The sequence below is a fragment of the Thermosynechococcus sp. TG215 genome (assembly GCF_031583455.1).
Lineage (GTDB): Bacteria > Cyanobacteriota > Cyanobacteriia > Thermosynechococcales > Thermosynechococcaceae > Thermosynechococcus.
In genome coordinates, this window is the sequence record NZ_CP134178.1 from 2,496,206 (window position 1) to 2,513,398 (window position 17,193).

Annotated in this window: 18 protein-coding genes; 7 read left to right on the top strand and 11 right to left on the bottom strand. The window is 52.7% G+C overall.

Going from position 1 to position 17,193, the window contains the following annotated elements:
- Nucleotides 1–116: 116 nt before the first annotated feature.
- A complete protein-coding gene (locus RHJ02_RS12180) occupies nucleotides 117–3,755 on the bottom strand; it encodes a helicase-related protein (protein WP_302677398.1) in 3,639 nt (1,212 codons plus the stop codon).
- A 149-nt stretch (nucleotides 3,756–3,904) separates the two neighbouring features.
- On the opposite strand from RHJ02_RS12180, the gene RHJ02_RS12185 reads away from it, so the two are divergent.
- On the top strand, nucleotides 3,905–4,516 hold the full coding sequence (locus RHJ02_RS12185) for a cation diffusion facilitator family transporter (RefSeq protein ID WP_302678423.1): 612 nt from the start codon (nucleotides 3,905–3,907) through the stop codon (nucleotides 4,514–4,516).
- A 65-nt stretch (nucleotides 4,517–4,581) separates the two neighbouring features.
- On the top strand, nucleotides 4,582–5,199 hold the full coding sequence (gene hisH / locus RHJ02_RS12190; RefSeq protein ID WP_399379848.1) for an imidazole glycerol phosphate synthase subunit HisH: 618 nt from the start codon (nucleotides 4,582–4,584) through the stop codon (nucleotides 5,197–5,199).
- Between the two features lie 49 nt (nucleotides 5,200–5,248).
- On the opposite strand, the gene RHJ02_RS13170 is transcribed toward hisH, so the two are convergent.
- From RHJ02_RS13170 to RHJ02_RS12230, 9 genes are all read right to left on the bottom strand, one after another.
- On the bottom strand, nucleotides 5,249–5,341 hold the full coding sequence (locus RHJ02_RS13170) for an IS630 transposase-related protein (protein WP_399373406.1): 93 nt from the start codon (nucleotides 5,339–5,341) through the stop codon (nucleotides 5,249–5,251).
- A gap of 160 nt (nucleotides 5,342–5,501) precedes the next feature.
- Nucleotides 5,502–6,092, bottom strand: coding sequence for a DUF2887 domain-containing protein (locus tag RHJ02_RS12195; RefSeq protein ID WP_310800273.1), 591 nt, complete (start codon nucleotides 6,090–6,092; stop codon nucleotides 5,502–5,504).
- Nucleotides 6,005–6,664: a Na(+)/H(+) antiporter subunit B gene (locus tag RHJ02_RS12200; RefSeq protein ID WP_302678425.1), complete on the bottom strand. Its 660-nt coding sequence runs from the start codon at nucleotides 6,662–6,664 to the stop codon at nucleotides 6,005–6,007. Before RHJ02_RS12200 ends, RHJ02_RS12195 begins: the two co-directional genes overlap by 88 nt.
- The gene (locus RHJ02_RS12205) at nucleotides 6,661–7,191 is read right to left on the bottom strand and encodes a DUF4040 domain-containing protein (RefSeq protein WP_302678426.1); all 531 of its coding nucleotides are present in this window, start codon (nucleotides 7,189–7,191) and stop codon (nucleotides 6,661–6,663) included. Before RHJ02_RS12205 ends, RHJ02_RS12200 begins: the two co-directional genes overlap by 4 nt.
- Complete coding sequence (locus tag RHJ02_RS12210; protein WP_181496944.1) at nucleotides 7,184–7,462, bottom strand: monovalent cation/H(+) antiporter subunit G; 279 nt, start codon at nucleotides 7,460–7,462, stop codon at nucleotides 7,184–7,186. The genes RHJ02_RS12205 and RHJ02_RS12210 overlap by 8 nt, the downstream gene beginning before the upstream one ends.
- A gap of 14 nt (nucleotides 7,463–7,476) precedes the next feature.
- On the bottom strand, nucleotides 7,477–7,737 hold the full coding sequence (locus RHJ02_RS12215) for a hypothetical protein (RefSeq protein WP_181495024.1): 261 nt from the start codon (nucleotides 7,735–7,737) through the stop codon (nucleotides 7,477–7,479).
- Nucleotides 7,734–8,123 carry a Na+/H+ antiporter subunit E gene (locus tag RHJ02_RS12220; protein WP_302678427.1) on the bottom strand — a complete coding sequence of 130 codons (390 nt, stop codon included), beginning with the start codon at nucleotides 8,121–8,123 and terminating at the stop codon, nucleotides 7,734–7,736. Before RHJ02_RS12220 ends, RHJ02_RS12215 begins: the two co-directional genes overlap by 4 nt.
- Entirely contained in the window at nucleotides 8,120–9,544 is a 1,425-nt protein-coding gene (locus RHJ02_RS12225; protein WP_310800274.1) for a cation:proton antiporter, read from the bottom strand. Before RHJ02_RS12225 ends, RHJ02_RS12220 begins: the two co-directional genes overlap by 4 nt.
- 9 nt (nucleotides 9,545–9,553) lie before the next feature.
- Nucleotides 9,554–9,895 (bottom strand): cation:proton antiporter subunit C, encoded by a 342-nt coding sequence (locus tag RHJ02_RS12230; RefSeq protein ID WP_149819866.1) that lies wholly within the window; start codon nucleotides 9,893–9,895, stop codon nucleotides 9,554–9,556.
- Nucleotides 9,896–10,206: 311 nt separating this feature from the next.
- Between RHJ02_RS12230 and RHJ02_RS12235 the strand changes: the two genes are divergently transcribed.
- From RHJ02_RS12235 to RHJ02_RS12255, 5 genes are all read left to right on the top strand, one after another.
- Entirely contained in the window at nucleotides 10,207–11,808 is a 1,602-nt protein-coding gene (locus RHJ02_RS12235; protein WP_310744618.1) for an NAD(P)H-quinone oxidoreductase subunit 4, read from the top strand.
- 127 nt (nucleotides 11,809–11,935) lie between these two features.
- Complete coding sequence (locus tag RHJ02_RS12240; RefSeq protein WP_011057657.1) at nucleotides 11,936–12,163, top strand: Calvin cycle protein CP12; 228 nt, start codon at nucleotides 11,936–11,938, stop codon at nucleotides 12,161–12,163.
- Between the two features lie 11 nt (nucleotides 12,164–12,174).
- Nucleotides 12,175–13,032, top strand: a complete 858-nt coding sequence (locus RHJ02_RS12245; RefSeq protein WP_310743116.1) for a fructosamine kinase family protein — start codon at nucleotides 12,175–12,177, stop codon at nucleotides 13,030–13,032.
- 132 nt (nucleotides 13,033–13,164) lie between these two features.
- Nucleotides 13,165–13,812 (top strand): signal peptidase I, encoded by a 648-nt coding sequence (gene lepB, locus RHJ02_RS12250; RefSeq protein WP_225901585.1) that lies wholly within the window; start codon nucleotides 13,165–13,167, stop codon nucleotides 13,810–13,812.
- Entirely contained in the window at nucleotides 13,809–15,548 is a 1,740-nt protein-coding gene (locus RHJ02_RS12255; RefSeq protein WP_310743117.1) for an FAD-dependent oxidoreductase, read from the top strand. The genes lepB and RHJ02_RS12255 overlap by 4 nt, the downstream gene beginning before the upstream one ends.
- On the opposite strand, the gene RHJ02_RS12260 is transcribed toward RHJ02_RS12255, so the two are convergent.
- A complete protein-coding gene (locus RHJ02_RS12260; RefSeq protein ID WP_206200397.1) occupies nucleotides 15,545–17,182 on the bottom strand; it encodes an acetolactate synthase large subunit in 1,638 nt (545 codons plus the stop codon). The genes RHJ02_RS12255 and RHJ02_RS12260 overlap by 4 nt on opposite strands.
- Nucleotides 17,183–17,193: the final 11 nt, after the last annotated feature.

A 17,193-nucleotide genomic window follows, 5' to 3' on the forward strand; every position in this document is an offset into this window, starting at 1 on the left:
GGTTTGAGTTCAAGACACTGTTACTTGTTCTCGTACCCACTGGCGCAATGCCTTGAGAACCTTGTTTCTTGCCAACATTTTAAGCTATTTCAGGTAATAATCATCATAACCATACCTCACCTTGGCTCACTGCCTTGATTCCATAGTTCCTTCCAACTGTAGTTGACGCTACTAGCGGCAAAATCTGGTTCTCGTTGAAAGGGCTGACGAACATAGCGCACCACACAGTTTTTTTCCGCAACTTGATACTCTCCACTCGCTTCACGTAGGGCAAAAGCATCTCCTTCAGGGAAATTGCGGCTCACTGGCACCTGCACCAATGCCAAAATGTAGCTATCGGGCTTGTTCAGCGCCGTCAGAATTTCGTTTTTAGTAACGGTAACTGTTTCAGCACCTTCAACCCGACCTTTGACTTCGATAAACCGTAACTGCCCCGTGCCCAGTACCACGGATTCAATGTCATAGCCGCACTTGTGATCACTCACATCTCGCGGTTCATACCCCAGCGATCGCTCCATCGCTATGACGGCTGCAATTGCCGCTCGCTCTACCCGCCTAGTTTCCTTAGCAAAGATAGCGGCTGTCGATTCTCGTTTTCCCTCTAACCGCTGCAACAGCCCAATGGGCACCACTAGCACCGCAGCCACAACCACAGGTGGCAGGGGGGATAATCGGCGTTCCTGATCCAACTCTGCTAGACGCTTTTGCAGACGTGCAGACAACTCGTCGGCTCGTTGTTGGGCTTTCACAGAGTTGAGCTTGGCATTGGTTTTGCCTGCTTGCTCCTGTAAATGCAACTCTGCCGCCCGATGATCCCAGTAGTTAATCTCTTTGGTGAGGCGATCTTTGACTGCTCTGATCGTCTTGTCAATCAGTTTTTCCTTTTGTTGGCGGATCTCTTGGAGATGCTCAGGCACAAGATGGCAAGCGGCATAGCTCGTCGCAGTCTTTTCAATCTCGTCGCCAGTGGGCAGTTGAGCCAGCAGCGGCGCTAATAGAGGTTTTTCCGTTTCAGCCAAGGGGCGATAGTCAAGGTAAGGTGCATAACCTGCGTTTCGAGGAGAGAGAGATAAATGGTAGCTTTGTTGCTCACTTCTTCCCTCTTCTATATCCTCACTTCTTCTGGCCCGCATCTCCACATACTGCATCCGCCGCGAGACGACTCGTCGTTGACCATCTTGCCCAATGCGGCCATCTTGGATGGCATGTTCTAAATAGACTAAAACTCTGATCTCTTCACTGGGATCATTTTCGTCCACCAGAATGGCCCCTTGGCGCAAAATATGCCGGTGCTGTTCCAGAATCAAGTCAATAGTGGCACTCAGTAAAGGGTGACTAGGGGAAATCAATTCTGCCAAGGGTTTACCGCAAACACTCATCAAGCTTTTTTCAAAGCAAACCCTCTCATACCGTTTTGGAATCGCTGCACCCATGCCAATGAGACGGTCGCGATCGCGAATGAGCGCTGGCACATGGGTAATCTCATAGCGATTTGGTTCGCGCTGGCGAATGCTACCCCCTAGGCGCCGAAATGCCTCTAGGAAAAAAGCAGCAATATAGTGAGGTTGCAGTTTGCGAGCTTCAGCCCGTTCCATTTCTTGGCGAATCTGTTGGACTTGACTGATGTCCATGCAATCACGAGCTAGTGCCCGTTCCTCTAGCAGTTTTCGTAGCTGGTTAATATCCAAGCGATTGTCAATAATCCTTTCTAATTTCGCCCTCACCTGTGGCTTCTCGCCGTAGCGAATGGCCTCGATCATTAACTCCTGCAACTCTTTACCGGCGATCGCCTTGCCCAAAACATCAAAAACCTTGCCCCCTAGTGCTTGGTGCTGAATTTCTAGCTTTTTCAGTAGGGCTAAATACACATCCCCTTCACGAGTCTCCTCAGCAACCAAATTCCACAAATGACACACTTCGGTTTGACCAATGCGGTGGATACGCCCGAACCGTTGCTCCAAGCGATTAGGGTTCCAAGGCAAGTCATAGTTGATCATCAAATGTGCCCGCTGTAGGTTAATCCCTTCTCCGGCCGCATCGGTCGCAACCAAAATCTGTACTGCTACATCCTGCTTAAAGGCTTCTTCAGCTTTTTTACGTTCTTCGCGACCCATGGCGCCGTGAATGGCAACGACAGCTTCCTTAGAACCCAACAAATTGCTGATTTTGTCAACCAGATAGTTCAATGTGTCCCGATGCTCGGTAAAAATGACTAACTTGCGCCGATGACCACCCGCATCAAACATTTCCTTCTGGTTTTGTAGGAGTTTGGATAATTCCTCCCACTTGCGGTCTTGACCACTGCGCCACACCTGTAATGCCAGTTCTTCTAGTTGACGCAGTTGCTGAATTTCTGCCTCCAGTTCAGTGATGGTTTGAGCAGCGGTTGCTTGATCAACGAGTTCTTCTTCCCATTGTTCCCGTTCTTCGGCAGGTAAATCCTGCAGTTCCTTATCTAAATCATTTGACCAACTCAGAGAATCAGGGAAAAGGGGCTGAGAAGAGTTCCTTGTTCTGTCTGCTCGTCGACGAAGTTTTTCTTCCCGCAGTCGTGTCTCTAGTCTTTCCCGCCGGCGACGCAGGGATTCGTAAATTGCTTGGGGCGAGGAGGCAAGGCGGCGTTGCAAAATCGTCAAGGCAAAACCCACAGTTCCTTTACGGCGATCGCTCCCTAAGGCGTCTGCGCGGTTGAATTCTGTCCTGACGTAATCCGTCACTTGCTGGTAAAGCTTTGCTTCCAGATCAGACAGAAGATACTTTACGGTGTGTGCTAAGCGTTCTGGAAATAAGAGCCTGCCATCAAATTTGACTAAATCTTCTTTGACGACTCGCCGCATTAAATCGGAAGCATCACAAGTGTGTACACCGTCGCGAAAGCGTCCTTCAAAGCGATCGCCATCTAGGAGTGCCAGAAATAACTGAAAATCTTCTTCTCTGCCATTGTGGGGTGTTGCCGTCATCAGCAAAAAATGACGCGCTAGGGTAGATAGTAGCTTACCTAATCGATAACGCTTGGTTTCTTTAACCTCGTCGCTAAAGAAGGAGGCAGAAAGTTTATGCGCTTCATCAACAACAATTAAGTCCCAATCGCTTTGTTTGAGCTTGAGTTGCAGATTTTCATCGCGGCTGAGCTTGTCCAAGCGAGCAATCAGCAGGGGGATTTCTGTAAAGACATTCCCGGTACGCGCCGCTTCGATGCGGTCATTGGTGAGTATCTCAAAGGGCAGGTGAAACTTTTGGGACAACTCCTCCTGCCATTGTATTGTCAAACTGCCGGGGCAAACAATCAGGCATCGCTGTAAATCCCCCCGCATCAGCAATTCTCGAATCAGCAACCCTGCCATAATGGTTTTGCCTGCCCCCGGATCATCCGCTAGGAGAAAGCGCAACGGTTGACGCGGCAGCATCTGGCCGTACACCGCTGTAATTTGATGGGGTAAAGGTTCTACCAATGAGGTATGCACCGCTAGCAACGGATCAAATAAGTGTGCTAGTCGAATGCGATGAGCTTCAGACACTAACCGCAATAATGCCCCGTCCCCGTCAAAACTCCAGCGGCGAGCTGCACTAACAATCTCCAAGGCTGGCTCGCGATCGCGAAACAGCAGTTCTGTGTGAGGCTGTCCATTGAAATCTTTATAAGTCAATTCAACGACGTCACTTCCATACCACGTTGCGTCAATCACTGTGACAATTTGATTCGGAAGAAGGCCTTTGACTGCTGTACCGTGGGTCAGGTCTTCAAGCTTTGCCATAAGTGATGCGGCAGGCTAAGAGGTTCTAATATTACTTATTATTATTAGCTAATTTACAGCATTCATTAACCAAACAATTGTGCTATTCGAGGTCTAGCAACCCTATAGCTACTTCAGCCATGATATTTAGATACGTTTGGGAATAGCCCATGTCCGATTGTGGTTGCCACATCGAAGCAAGAAATGCGGCGGAGCGCAAAACCCTGCGAATTGTGCTGCTGATCAACGTGCTCATGTTTTTTGTGGAGGTGATTACTGGCGTCCTTGCCCAGTCCACTGCCTTGATTGCTGATTCTCTTGATATGCTGGCCGATGCTCTCGTCTATGGCCTCTCCCTCTATGCCGTGGGGCGATCGCTCAAGCAGAAAACCCGTGCAGCAAGTCTAAGTGGCCTGTTTCAAATAACGCTAGCCGCCCTAATTTTGCTGGATGTGATCCGTCGCTTTGTCAGCGGTAGTGCCCCAGAGGCAGATTGGATGATGGCGATCGCCCTCCTTGGGCTAGTAGCCAATACTTGCTGTCTGTATCTAATTGCCCAACATCGGCGGGGGGAGGTGCATATGCGGGCGAGCTGGATTTTTACCCAAAACGATGTCATTGCCAATGTCAGCGTGATTGGAGCAGGGGCGCTAGTGGTCGTTTTTCAGTCTCCTTATCCTGATTTGATTGTGGGGTTTGGCATCGCCAGCCTTGTGCTTTGGGGCGGGATTCGCATTATTCGGGATGCAAGGCAAGCAGGGATGAGTACCCCTGTAGAATAGGTAGGGTTACCCTTTGGGAGAGGCTTTCTGTGAGCACACCCGCGATCGCCATTATTGACTACGATATGGGCAACCTGCATTCCGTGAGTAAAGCCCTTGATGTGGTGGGGGCAACACCCTTAGTGAGCGATCGCGCCAGTGACATTTGTGCTGCGGATGCTGTGGTTCTCCCCGGTGTCGGTGCCTTTGACCCCGCCATGACCCATCTCCACGAGCGGGAACTGGTGCCTGTCATTCAGCGGGTGATTCAGCAGGGGATGCCCTTTTTGGGGATTTGTCTGGGTCTGCAAGTTTTGTTTGAGTGCAGCGAAGAAGGCAGGGAACCCGGCCTTGGTATTTTTGCGGGGAAAGTCAAACGCTTTCAATCTGAACCCGGTCTCCCCATCCCCCACATGGGCTGGAACCAACTGACCTTGACGCAACCCGCCTGTCCCCTCTGGCAGAATTTACCGCCAACCCCTTGGGTGTATTTTGTTCACTCCTACTTTGTCGCCCCTGAGGATCCAGAGTTAGTGGCCGCCACCGTCCGTCATGGTCAGCAAACTGTCACAGCCGCGATCGCCCGCACCAATGTCTTTGCTTGTCAATTTCACCCCGAAAAGTCGGGCAAGATCGGCCTGCAACTACTGCGCAACTTTGTCACTCTCGTCAAACACCAGTATAGCCATTTTAATCAAGAATGAGATATTATCCAGTCCAATAATTGCGAATCACCTCATCACACCGTTCTTGCTAGCGCATCTGTTTTTTTCGGGTGATGCCCATCTGATTGAGGGTGTAACCAACGGTGGAAACTTGTACCCCAAATCGCTGGGCACGATCGATTAAACGGTCATCGGGATGCTTTGAGTCGCTTCACTGATTTTGCCGCCTTGCTTGATATTAGGAGACAACCCGCTCTCGTAAGTCCGAGCTATAGCTCATAAGGGAGTCAGGGGGCATGGGCTAAGCATAGAAATCAAGCCAATCAGACACTTCCCCAAGGTCAGTCCTGATAAAACCGCGTCCGCTTCAGCTCTTCAGTCGTAAACCCCAGCATCCGCAGCACCTCCTCGCGACTTAGTGTGGTGAACTTGTACAGGACAGTTGTTATGATTAACTCTATTATGGCTTGCTGCTTCAGGTCTGTTTCTGTCTGACTCCGCTGCGCAAGTAATCGATTGGGATAAATGACCACGGCTTGCCCATCAGAGAAGGTCTGGCGATACAGACGCAAATAGAGAAAGACTTCAGCAAAGAAGCGTTCGTAGAAGGTATTATCTCTTTGAAACTGGACTTCACAAAAATAGACCACTCCTGAGGGATCAGGGGGGACAAAGACACCGTCAATGCGGAAGGCGGTTTGCTTGAGTTCAACGGAGTCAAAGCGGTAGCCCCTAGGATAGTCAATTCCAAGCAGCTCAAAGAGCGTCTGAGGCAGTTGAGCAAAAGTTGGTAAAAGAGGGAGTCGCGGCGCATGGGCTAGGGAATATATCACGGGAGCATGGATTAAAGCAGGCCGCGATAGCGAATAAATGTCAGCACTGCCGCCCACGACCCCAAAGCCACTTTCAGGGCAATGAGGATATTCAGCCAAGGAATCCAGCCACCACTGAGGAGCGTGCCAAACTGACCCGCCGGCAAGGCCACCCCCATCAACAGGCTGGCACCGCAGAGAATGAAAACAATCACGGAGATTTTTTCCCATCTGGCGGCATGGAAGCGACGATAGATGCTTTCTAGCCATTCTGGAGCTGAGGTAATGGCCACAAGCCCGATCGCCGTCCCGCCAGCAACGCCAGCCGCAAATCCACCCCCCGGACTCAGGTGCCCCCGCAAGGCCAACTCAATACACACAAGGGAGCAAATGGTGGCGCCAAATCTTGCCAAAACAATCGAGGGCTGATCATTAAAGCGGCTAACGTGGCCAAGGGGTTTTTCATTGCTGAGTAGATACTGTGCCCCCATGATGGCAAGAGTGAATACCACCACTTCAAAAATGGTGTCGTACAGGCGATTGCGCAAAATCACAGCCGTAACGGCATTGGGAATGCCACTCTGGTTAACAAGGGTTTCGACAATGGGAAGCGTTGGTACCGCAGGTAGGGTGGGGATCATCAGCATTTTCACCAGCAGCAGCACTGCCGCAATGCCATAGAGCCAAATCATGTCGCTGACTCCTCTTCACTGGGCAAGGGGTAATACACGAGTTCTGTGAGATTGGTGAGCTGGGGCTTGAGGATGGTGTAAAGGCGTGCTACACGGGTCATCGTTAATAATTGAGTGGTTTCTTCAGCACATAGGGCATGAATCTCGCGATCGCGGAGCGCTATTTTAAGTTGCTCAAAGGTGGGATAAATGATTAATTCAACACGCAAATGATAGGGAGCAACGGCTTCACGAATGGCTGCCAGTAAGTGATCCAAGCTATCGCTGGAGAGTGCCGAAGCTAAGATGCCCAATCGCAGCACCAAGGAAGAGCGTACTGCAACGGCGTAGAGCATAATTGAGAGCATTGTTCCCACAAGGGCTTCGGTCAGCGCCACATCGGCAGCGCCGAGAATGGCATAGAGCAGGGCCGCCACCGCACCAATAATGCCACGAATGACAAGGGCGTGGTAGGGATTCTCCTGAAACACCAGCATCAGAGCTGTTAGAGGCAAGAGTGCAGTGACAGCAATGAGCCAGCTATCCATCAGTGTCCTCCCCTTGGGAGCAGTAGGCCAAAACGTAGCCCAGAATGGTGTTCCAGAGGGCGAGGGAGATCAACGCCAAGACCAGAAGCGGCCATTCGCGGGGAATGCGCAGTAACACCCCGATCATGATCGCCATCGAACCTAAGGTATCGGAGACTGACAAAAAATGCAGTTTATAGAGGGGCGATCGCCGACCCACCAGCGGCCATGTTCCCCACAGCCAAAGAAAGAGACCAAAACTAATACAGGCATAACTGATCCACTGTAAAATCACTGACCCCCTCCCTAAAGATTGGCGACATCCCGTAGTCGCCGCAGAATCTGCGCCAAGAGCATCAGGGCACCATTGCCCACACTAAGGATGATCACCCCCACAATGCCAATCATCCAATCATCCCGCTGCACCGACACCAGCAAGATCATAATGGCTGCCTTTGTGGCAATACTGGCAAAGGCCAACATCTTCGACCAGATGTGCTCCCCCTTCCAAGCAGCATAGAGGGGAATGCCCAGAATCAACAGCATGATGACTAAAAAGGCGGTCATTTTTCGGGTCTGCGCTCCACTAGTTGATGCACTTCAAACCAGCCCTCCTCGTCGTAGTGCAGCACGATCGTCTTGGGGGTGAAGGTAATCGTAAAAATATCCAGAAAAATCAGACCGGGGGCACGGGTAGGATCAACGGGTTCACGGACGATCGCCTCATGGCGATGGGGACGCACCATCATTTCAATTGTCTCAAAGTAGGCACGGGGAACAGCCATCGCCACTTTTCCTAGGGTACTCAGCCACTGCCGCAGTGTTGCCACCCCCCCTCGCCCTTGGGGCAGCAGGAGCGAAACCAAAATCCCAATCGCCAGATTGACCAAGCCAAAGTCCGCCGTCAGCAGCAGCCAAATCGTCAGGCGCAGGGCAAAGTTCAAATAATTCATAGCGCTAACCCCACCAAGCCAAGTAAGAGTAACAGCATCACCCCTAGAAGATGCTCTAGGCGCTCCCAAGCCCCTCGCCAAGCGGATTCCCAGCGGGAGACCCCCAAAGCCACTAGGCCACACCCCACCAAGGGCGGCAAAAAGGCGCGTAACAAACTCATGCCACTACTGTAGGCTTCCATGTAGCCGGCATTGGCCAGAAATAGCCCACCCAAGAGCACCATTGTGGCGGCACTATAGCCCATAGGGGTCTTGCTAGGATAGCGGGGCAAAAAGAGGAATTTGCTGTAAATTGTGGCGGTCAAAAAGCCAGCACCATAGAGCAGTCCCTGCTGCCACGGATCAAGGTAACTCAGGGTCAAGGCCTTAGCGGGGAATCCAGCAAGGAAGGGCACACCGATAATGCCATAACCGGCAATAATCAGGGCGATCGCCACTGGGCGCGGCAGACCCTCTTGGCGCAATTCACTAAGACGATAGTGGCACAGTTCCCCCACACTCAAAAAAAGACTGGCCTTGGCTAAGCCGTGCATCAGAGCATACAAACCCGCTGCCGGTGGGGCAATGATCACCCATCCCAGGTGGCCAAGGGTACTAAAGCTGAGCATCCGTCGTACATCATCGGCCACCAAGGCAAATATTGAGCCAAAAAAGATCGAGGCGAGGGCAAACAGCTGCACAATATCGGCAATGTTGCTATGGAGCAGACTGACGCGAGCAAGGCTAAACACCCCAGCATTTTCGACAATGCCGGCTAGGAGAGCAGCAACAATGGGAGCAGCAACGACGTTAGTTTGGGGCAACCAAAGCCCACTAATGAAAATGGCGCCCTTGGCCAACAATGCCATCAAAATCAGCGCCACAGCCTCTGGCGGTGCCTGCATCAGGGCACTAAAGGCAAAGGTATGGTTTGTCTGATAGACGAGCGCCACCCCCATTAGATAAAAGAGCATGGCCACGTTGCTCACCATCAGGTAGCGTAGGCCAATCCAGAGGGGGCGATCGCTACGGGGATAGGCAATCAACAAAAAGACAACAATCCCCAGCACCTCAATATTGACGTAGAGACTGAGGAAATCCGCTGAAATAAAGACGGTGTTGGCACAGCCGTGGAGCAGACACAGCAGCACATAGAAGAACGCTTTATAACCCTCCTGCCACGTATGTAACAGTGCTGCCAAAATGACGAGGGCATTGGTGACAATAAAGTAGCCACTGAGGGGGTCAATGCTCAGGGAAATGCCAAAGCTATCGAGTAGGACAAACGCAGTGTTGACTTGGTTAATGGTGATGCCTAAGCCGACACAGAGGGAAACAAGGGCGATCGCCAGCGGCAGACCCCGCGCTAAGGAGGGCAATAAGTAAAGCGTTAAACCCGCCACAAAGGGCAACAAAATCCAAGCGATCGCCAGCGCCGTCATTGCCGCTCCCTACAGGTACTTTTGATCAATTTCTGGGGTTTCCAACGTCGGGTTATCCCGCGCTAGCTTCATTGCTGCCACCAGCATCAGCGTTTGAATCGAAAGGCCAATCACGATCGCGGTTAAAATCACGGCTTGGGGTACGGGGTCGGCATAGGCAGCATCAAAGGCTCCGCCACGGGCAATGGGCGTGACCAGACCACTGTGGGTGGCAATGACCACAAACAAAGCCACTACGCCGGTGCTCATGACATCCATCGTCACAATCTTCATTAGCAGGTTTTTCTTGACGATCGTTGCTAGAAACCCGACGAGGATAGTGACAAAAACACTGGCTTCCAAGAAAATCATGAGACCCCACCCCAGACACTCTGGTATTTAGAACAAACTGTAACATTCTGCTTTGCCGTTACACCTTGCCTGTTGCTATAAAACTGCACCGCCGCAACCAACGGTGAGGAACCTTAAGCCCGTCAACCCCCATCTTAACTTTATTCAGATCAATATTAATTCTTTATAGAATAGATTTTTGTCAATAGTAGTGTCACAAACTTTATAATTTAGAAAAATGCTTAACAATTTGCAACATTTGGTAAATAGGTATATATTCTTATTCAGATACTTGAACAGAGTACTGGACTCGTCCCTTGGGGGGTTGTCTGATGAATGTCCAATTTCCTTGGCTGACTGTACTAACACTGCTGCCTTTAGTGGCAGCCTTTTTCATTCCCGTATTGCCCGACCGTGAGGGGAAGACAGTCCGCTGGTATGCCCTAGCGATCGCCCTCCTCGAATTTGGCCTCTCGGCAATGGTTTTCTGGCAGCACTACGATGTCCAATCCGCCCAGATCCAAATGGTGGAAACCGTGCCTTGGCTGCCGCAAATCGGCCTGAACTGGTCCCTAGCGGTTGATGGCCTTGCCGTCCCCCTGATGTTGCTGACGGGTCTGGTCAACACAGTGGCAATCTTTGCGGCTTGGCAAGTAAAGCAGAAGCCGCGTTTATTTTATTTCCTGATGCTGGCGCTCTACAGTGCCCAAATTGGCGTCTTTGCCGCCCAAGACCTCATCCTCTTCTTCCTGATTTGGGAATTGGAACTGGTGCCCGTCTATCTACTCATTTCCATCTGGGGGGGAGCCAAACGCCAATACGCCGCTACAAAATTCATCCTCTACACTGCCGTTGGTTCCCTCTTTATCCTCATTGCTGGCCTAGGGATGGCCTTCTATGGGGGTGACTTTACGCTCAGCATGGCGGCCTTGGGTCTCAAGGACTATCCCTTGGCGCTGGAACTGCTGGCCTATGGTGGTTTCCTGATTGCCTTTGGTGTCAAGCTGCCGATTTTCCCGCTACACACTTGGTTACCCGATGCCCATGGTGAAGCCTCGGCGCCCGTGTCAATGGTGCTGGCAGGCGTGCTCTTGAAAATGGGGGGCTATGGCCTGATTCGCTTCAACCTGCAAATGTTGCCGGATGCCCACATCTACTTTGCCCCTGTTCTGATTGCCCTTGGGGTCGTGAATATTGTCTATGGTGCCCTGACTGCTTTTGGCCAAGAAAACCTGAAGCGGCGGCTGGCCTACTCCTCGATTTCCCACATGGGCTTTGTGCTGCTGGGCATTGGTGCCCTCAATGGCATTGGTCTCAATGGGGCGATGCTGCAAATGCTTTCCCACGGTTTGATTGCGGCTGTTCTCTTCTTCTTGGCCGGGGTGACCTACGATCGCACCCACACATTGGCCATGGCAAAAATGAGCGGGATTGCCCAATCCATGCCGAAAACCTTTGCCCTCTTTACTGCCGGCTCTATGGCTTCGCTGGCGCTGCCCGGTATGAGTGGTTTTGTCAGTGAACTGACGGTCTTTTTGGGCTTGACCAACAGTGATGCCTACTCCACGACCTTCAAAGTGGGGGTGATTTTCCTTGCCGCTGTTGGGGTGATTATTACGCCCGTCTATCTGCTCTCGATGGTGCGCCGTGTCTTTACGGGCAAACAAGCGGGCGATATGTTTGACAAACTGCTGTTGGACATCAATCCCCGTGAAACCTTCATTGCCCTGTCCCTGTTGGTGCCGATTATTGCCGTGGGGATGTATCCCAAGCTAGCCACCCAAACCTACGATGTGACCACGACAGCGATCGCTAGCCATGTCCATGCGGCTCTGCCGGCGGTAGCGCAGCACCATCTGCCCCTCTATGCCCAACTGACCCAATCCGCCCCCAGCCTAGTTAGTGAAGCAACCGTTGCCGACAGTACCCTCTAGGGGTGAGAAGTGGGGATGCACCGTCTCCAACTGGCAGTTCAGGGCATTCATTGCTAGAGTGGAGTAACGGCATTCCTGCCCTTGGGCAGATTGCATAAACTGAATACGGTGATTCAATAAAGGCTCTATGAGTAATCTCGAGAAACAAATTGAACAAGCCCGCGAGGAAGCCCACAAAATCTGTGATACCGAAGGGGCAACCTCTGGACAGTGTGCCGCCGCTTGGGATGCCCTTGAGGAACTGCAAGCGGAAGCTGCCCACCAACGCGCTGAGCAGCAAGATCACAAAACCTCCTTCCAGCAGTACTGTGATGACAACCCTGATGCTGCTGAGTGCCGCATTTACGACGACTAAGGGTTGAGGGTGTGGGTCGCTGGCAACAGTTGTGGGATCAATTTGCCGCAGCGACGGGTCAGCGGCTCCATGGGGGTAAAGCCCTTGCGGTAGGGGGCGGCAGTATCAACACCACCTATGTGTGGCAACATCCTGAGCAAACCCTCTTTGTTAAATTCAATCGCCCTGAACGGCAGGCCATGTTTGCTGCCGAAGCCAATGCCCTGCGGGCGATCGCCAAGGTTCAAGCGATTCGCGTTCCCCTTCCCCTGCTATGGGGAGTGGTTGAGGACGCGAGTTTTTTAGTGTTGGAATACTTGCCCCTCACCAGTGCCGGAGATTGGTGGCAAATGGGGGTAGAGCTGGCACAGTTGCACCTCAAGGGCACTGGCGATCGCTATGGCTGGTCGGAGAATAACACCATTGGTGCCACTCCTCAAATCAACCCTTGGTCAGACAACTGGGGGGAGTTTTTCCGCGATGCTCGCCTGCGTTATCAGTTTGATCTGGCTCGCCGTCGGGGTGGACACTTTCCCAAGGCGGAGCAGCTCCTAGCAGCCATTCCAGAACTCCTGAACCATGAGCCAACCCCTACCCTAGTGCACGGCGATCTCTGGTCGGGAAATGCTGCCTTTTGTCGTACGGGGGAACCCGTCATTTTCGACCCCGCCAGTTACTATGGCGATCGCGAGGTGGACTTGGCCATGAGTGAACTCTTTGGTGGCTTTCCTGCGGCCTTTTATGAGGGCTACAACGCCACCTATCCCTTAGCGGCTGGCTATAGGCAACGGAAAACCATCTACAACCTGTACCACATCCTCAATCACTTCAATCTCTTTGGCGGCAGTTATGGGACTCAAGCCCAGTACATGATTGAGCAGATCCTTTAACTACAAGCTGCCCTGTGGAACAGAACATTTGCCAAAGCACTCTAAAATCAAACAGTGCTCCCTCGCCTCACATCCCTGTAGTATCGTGGAGTGCATGGCTTCAATTTTTGAGTGTTTGCGAGATTCCTTCCTATGTCCGATGGCAAACTGCCACCCACAAATGCTTCTACCCCTGAATCAGTGACAGCCAAGGCCGAAAAGACGACAGAACCTTGGTGGCTGGAGATGGCCAAAACCTTGGGGCTGGCTGCTCTCTTGGCTTTTGGTATTCGTACCTTTGTAGCAGAAGCGCGCTATATCCCCACCGGCTCGATGGAAGAAACCCTGCTGATTAACGATCGCCTGATTATTGAAAAGATCAGCTACTATTTCCATGCCCCTCATCGCGGCGACATTATTGTTTTCAATCCAACTCCGGCCTTGCAACAGGCAGGCTTTCGTGATGCCTTTATCAAGCGGGTGGTGGGCTTGCCTGGGGATCGCGTGGAACTCCGCCAAGGGCGCGTCTATATCAACAATCAACCCCTACCCGAACCCTATCTAGCTCCCTCGACATTGACCTCCGTCGATACCTGTGCCGGTATTCAGCCCTATCTGGCTCAACCGCAGGTGATTCCTGCCAACAGCTACTTGGTCTTGGGGGATAACCGCAATAACAGCTTTGATGGCCGCTGCTGGGGCGTGGTACCGCGCAATTACATTATTGGTCGTGCGGCGATTCGCTTTTGGCCCCCCGATCGTTGGGGGTTGATTACCGATCCCAAGGAACCGCAACAGTGAGGCAAACCCTGCGCACCGAGGTACTCGTTGTGGGTGGTGGCACAGGGGGGGTAGCTGCTGCTTTAACGGCGGCTCGTATGGGAGCGCAAACGGTGCTGGTCAGTGAAACGCCGTGGCTAGGGGGCATGCTCACCAGTGCTGGGGTGGCGGCGCCCGATGGCAATGAACTCATGGCGTGGCAAACCGGGCTGTGGGGTGAGTTTCTGCGGGCGATCGCCCAACGCCAAGTGGGGGGACTAGATCATGCTTGGGTGAGTTTCTTTACCTTTGAGCCCAAGGTCGCCGCTGATCTTTTTGCCGAGTGGGTCAAGGCAACCCCCAACCTGACGTGGCTTGTCGGTGAACTTCCCCAAGCGGTTTTGCGCCAAGGCGATCGCGTCCTCGGGGTGGAATTGACCACCCTCACCCTCCATGCCCAAATCACGATTGACGCCACAGAACTCGGGGATCTCCTTGCCTTGGGGGAAATTCCCCATCGCTGGGGGTGGGAGTGGCAGGCAGACACCCAAGAACCCTCAGCCCCCCCAGCACCCACAGCCTTGACTCAAACCTATCCCGTTCAAGCCCCCACATGGATTGTCGTTTTACAGGACTACGGTGAGGGTGCCACTGCCCCAGAGATTCCCCCTTCTCCCCTTTGGGATGAGCACAAGTTTAACGGTGCTTGGGCAGGCTATGACCCGCTGCACTTTCTCAACTATGGCCGCCTGCCGGGAAACCGCTTTATGCTCAACTGGCCGCAGCAGGGGAATGACTATGGGGTGGGTCTGGAACGGCTGATTGGCTCTGCCCAAGAGCGACAGGCCTTTTGTCAAGAGGCACGCTGGCACGCCCAGGATTTTGCCCGTTATGTGCAGCAACAGTTGGGTCGCCGCTATGGTTTAGCGGAGGATACCTTTCCCCAATTCCCCAGACAGCTAGGGGGGGGAGCCTATGCCCTCCATCCCTATTACCGCGAAAGTCGGCGCCTGATGGGTGTCACCACAATTCACGAGCAGGATATTCTCCCCACTGCGCCACCGCCCGTTGATGCCCAAGGTCACTACACGGGCATTGCCATCGGCAACTATCCGAACGATCACCACTATCCGGGGATGGAACTCCCCCTTGTCCCTAAGTCCATTCGTTGGGGCGGTCGTTGGACGGGGACGCCCTTCGTGATTCCCTATACGTCGTTGATTCCCCAGACGGTAGAGGGCTTTCTAGTGGCAGAGAAAAATATCTCGGTAACCCATATTGCCAATGGTGCCACTCGCTTGCAACCGCTGGTAATGGGCATTGGACAGGGGGCAGGGTGGCTAGCCGCCACAGCCATTCGCCAAGGGAAATCGCTGCACCAACTGGTGGGCACCCTTGATCTGAAGCCCCTGATTCAGGAGTGCCGACAGGCAATCTTTCCCTTCTTTAACCTGCCGCCGCAACATCCCGAATGGGAAGCTTGGCAACTCCAGACACTCAATACATTTGATCCCACAGTTCCCCTACCGCCGACGGTGGCGATCGCCCAACCGACACCCATGATCGTGAGCGCCGGCATGCAAACGGTTAGCGGCGAATTTGTGAAACTAGGGGAACAGGCGTATCAACTCCGCACGGATCAGTGGTCTTGGCCTTTGGTAACACTCCACCCCACCGTCAACGAGCAACTGCAAACCTATCAAAGTGGGCAGCGAATCACAGTAACGGGGTTTATGAACCCCTACGCCCCTTGGATTCGGGTGGCGTGCGTGGCCTAAGTTTCGCAGCTTAGCTCCCCAAGGCGTTGATTAAAACGCAGATTCTCACTGTAGTCCACGGGGACATCAATAATGCTGGGCACAGACTGCGCAAGGGCAGTTTTCAACGTTGGGATAAAATCAGCGGTGGCTTCAATGCGATACCCCTTGAGTCCCATGCTCTCGGCCAACTTGACAAAGTCGGGGTTACCAAAGTGGACATAGGCAGATTCACCAAAGTAGCGCTGCTGCTTCCACTCGATGAGGCCATAGCCGCCGTCATTAAAGACGATGGTTGTAAAGTTGGTTCCTATGCGCAGCGCGGTTTCCAGTTCTTGGCAATTCATCATGAAGCCGCCATCGCCGGTGACTGCCACCACATGCCGCTGCGGATAGACTAATTTCGCCGCTATTGCCCCTGGTACGGCAATCCCCATTGCGGCAAAGCCATTGGAAATCAGGCAGGTATTGGGGCGATCGCAATGGTAGTGACGGGCAATCCACATCTTGTGGGCACCCACATCAGAAATGACGATATCCTCTGGCCCCATGACTTGACGCAGGTCGTAGATGAGCTTTTGCGGCTTGACGGGAAAACTCTCATCTTGGGCATATTGGCAGTAGTCAGCCACAATGTCTTGGCGCAGTTGCACGGCATAGGGGGTGGGCTTATCTTGGCGATCGGCCCGCTTGAGAATTTCATAGAGGGAATCAGAAATATCTCCCACCACCTCAATCACAGGAATATAGCTGCTGTCAATTTCGGCATGGGTGGCCGCAATATGGATAATGGGCAAGCGGCCATCGGGGTTCCAGCTTTTCGGGGAATACTCAATCAAGTCATAGCCAACGGCAATCACTAAGTCAGCATGATCAAAGCCGCAGCTAATGTAATCCCGCTGCTGGAGTCCCACCGTCCACAGGGCAAGGGAGTGCTGATAGGGAATGACCCCTTTACCCATGAAGGTATTGGCCACGGGGATATTCAGCTTTTCGGCAAAATGGGTGAGGGCAGCGGCAGCGTGGGCACGAATAGCGCCATTCCCCACTAAGATCAGGGGGTTCTCAGCAGCATTGATCAGTTCAGCGGCCTTGAGAATGCTCTGGAACGAGGCATAGGTTTTTTCGGGCGGGCTAGGCTTGAGGGGATAGCCCTCAGCTTCCATGGCGGCAATGTTTTCGGGCACATCAATGTGAACCGCCCCTGGCTTTTCATTCTGGGCAATCTTAAAGGCCTTGCGGACAATTTCTGGCGTAATGCTGGGGCGGACAATCTGGGCATTCCATTTGGTTACCGGGCTAAACATGGCCACCAAGTCCAGATATTGGTGGGACTCGATGTGCATGCGATCGGTGCCTACCTGCCCTGTAATGGCCACAAGAGGAGCACCATCGAGGTTAGCATCGGCAACACCGGTCATTAAATTCGTAGCACCGGGACCGAGAGTAGAAAGACATACCCCCGCTTTGCCGGTGAGACGACCATAGACATCGGCCATAAAGGCCGCCCCTTGTTCATGGCGGGTGGTGATAAATTGAATGGGGGAGCGCCGCAGCGCTTGCAGGACATCAAGATTTTCTTCCCCCGGCAGACCAAAAATGTATTCTACGCCTTCATTTTCAAGGCATTTCACGAGTAATTCGGCGGTGTTCATAAGGATGGGCG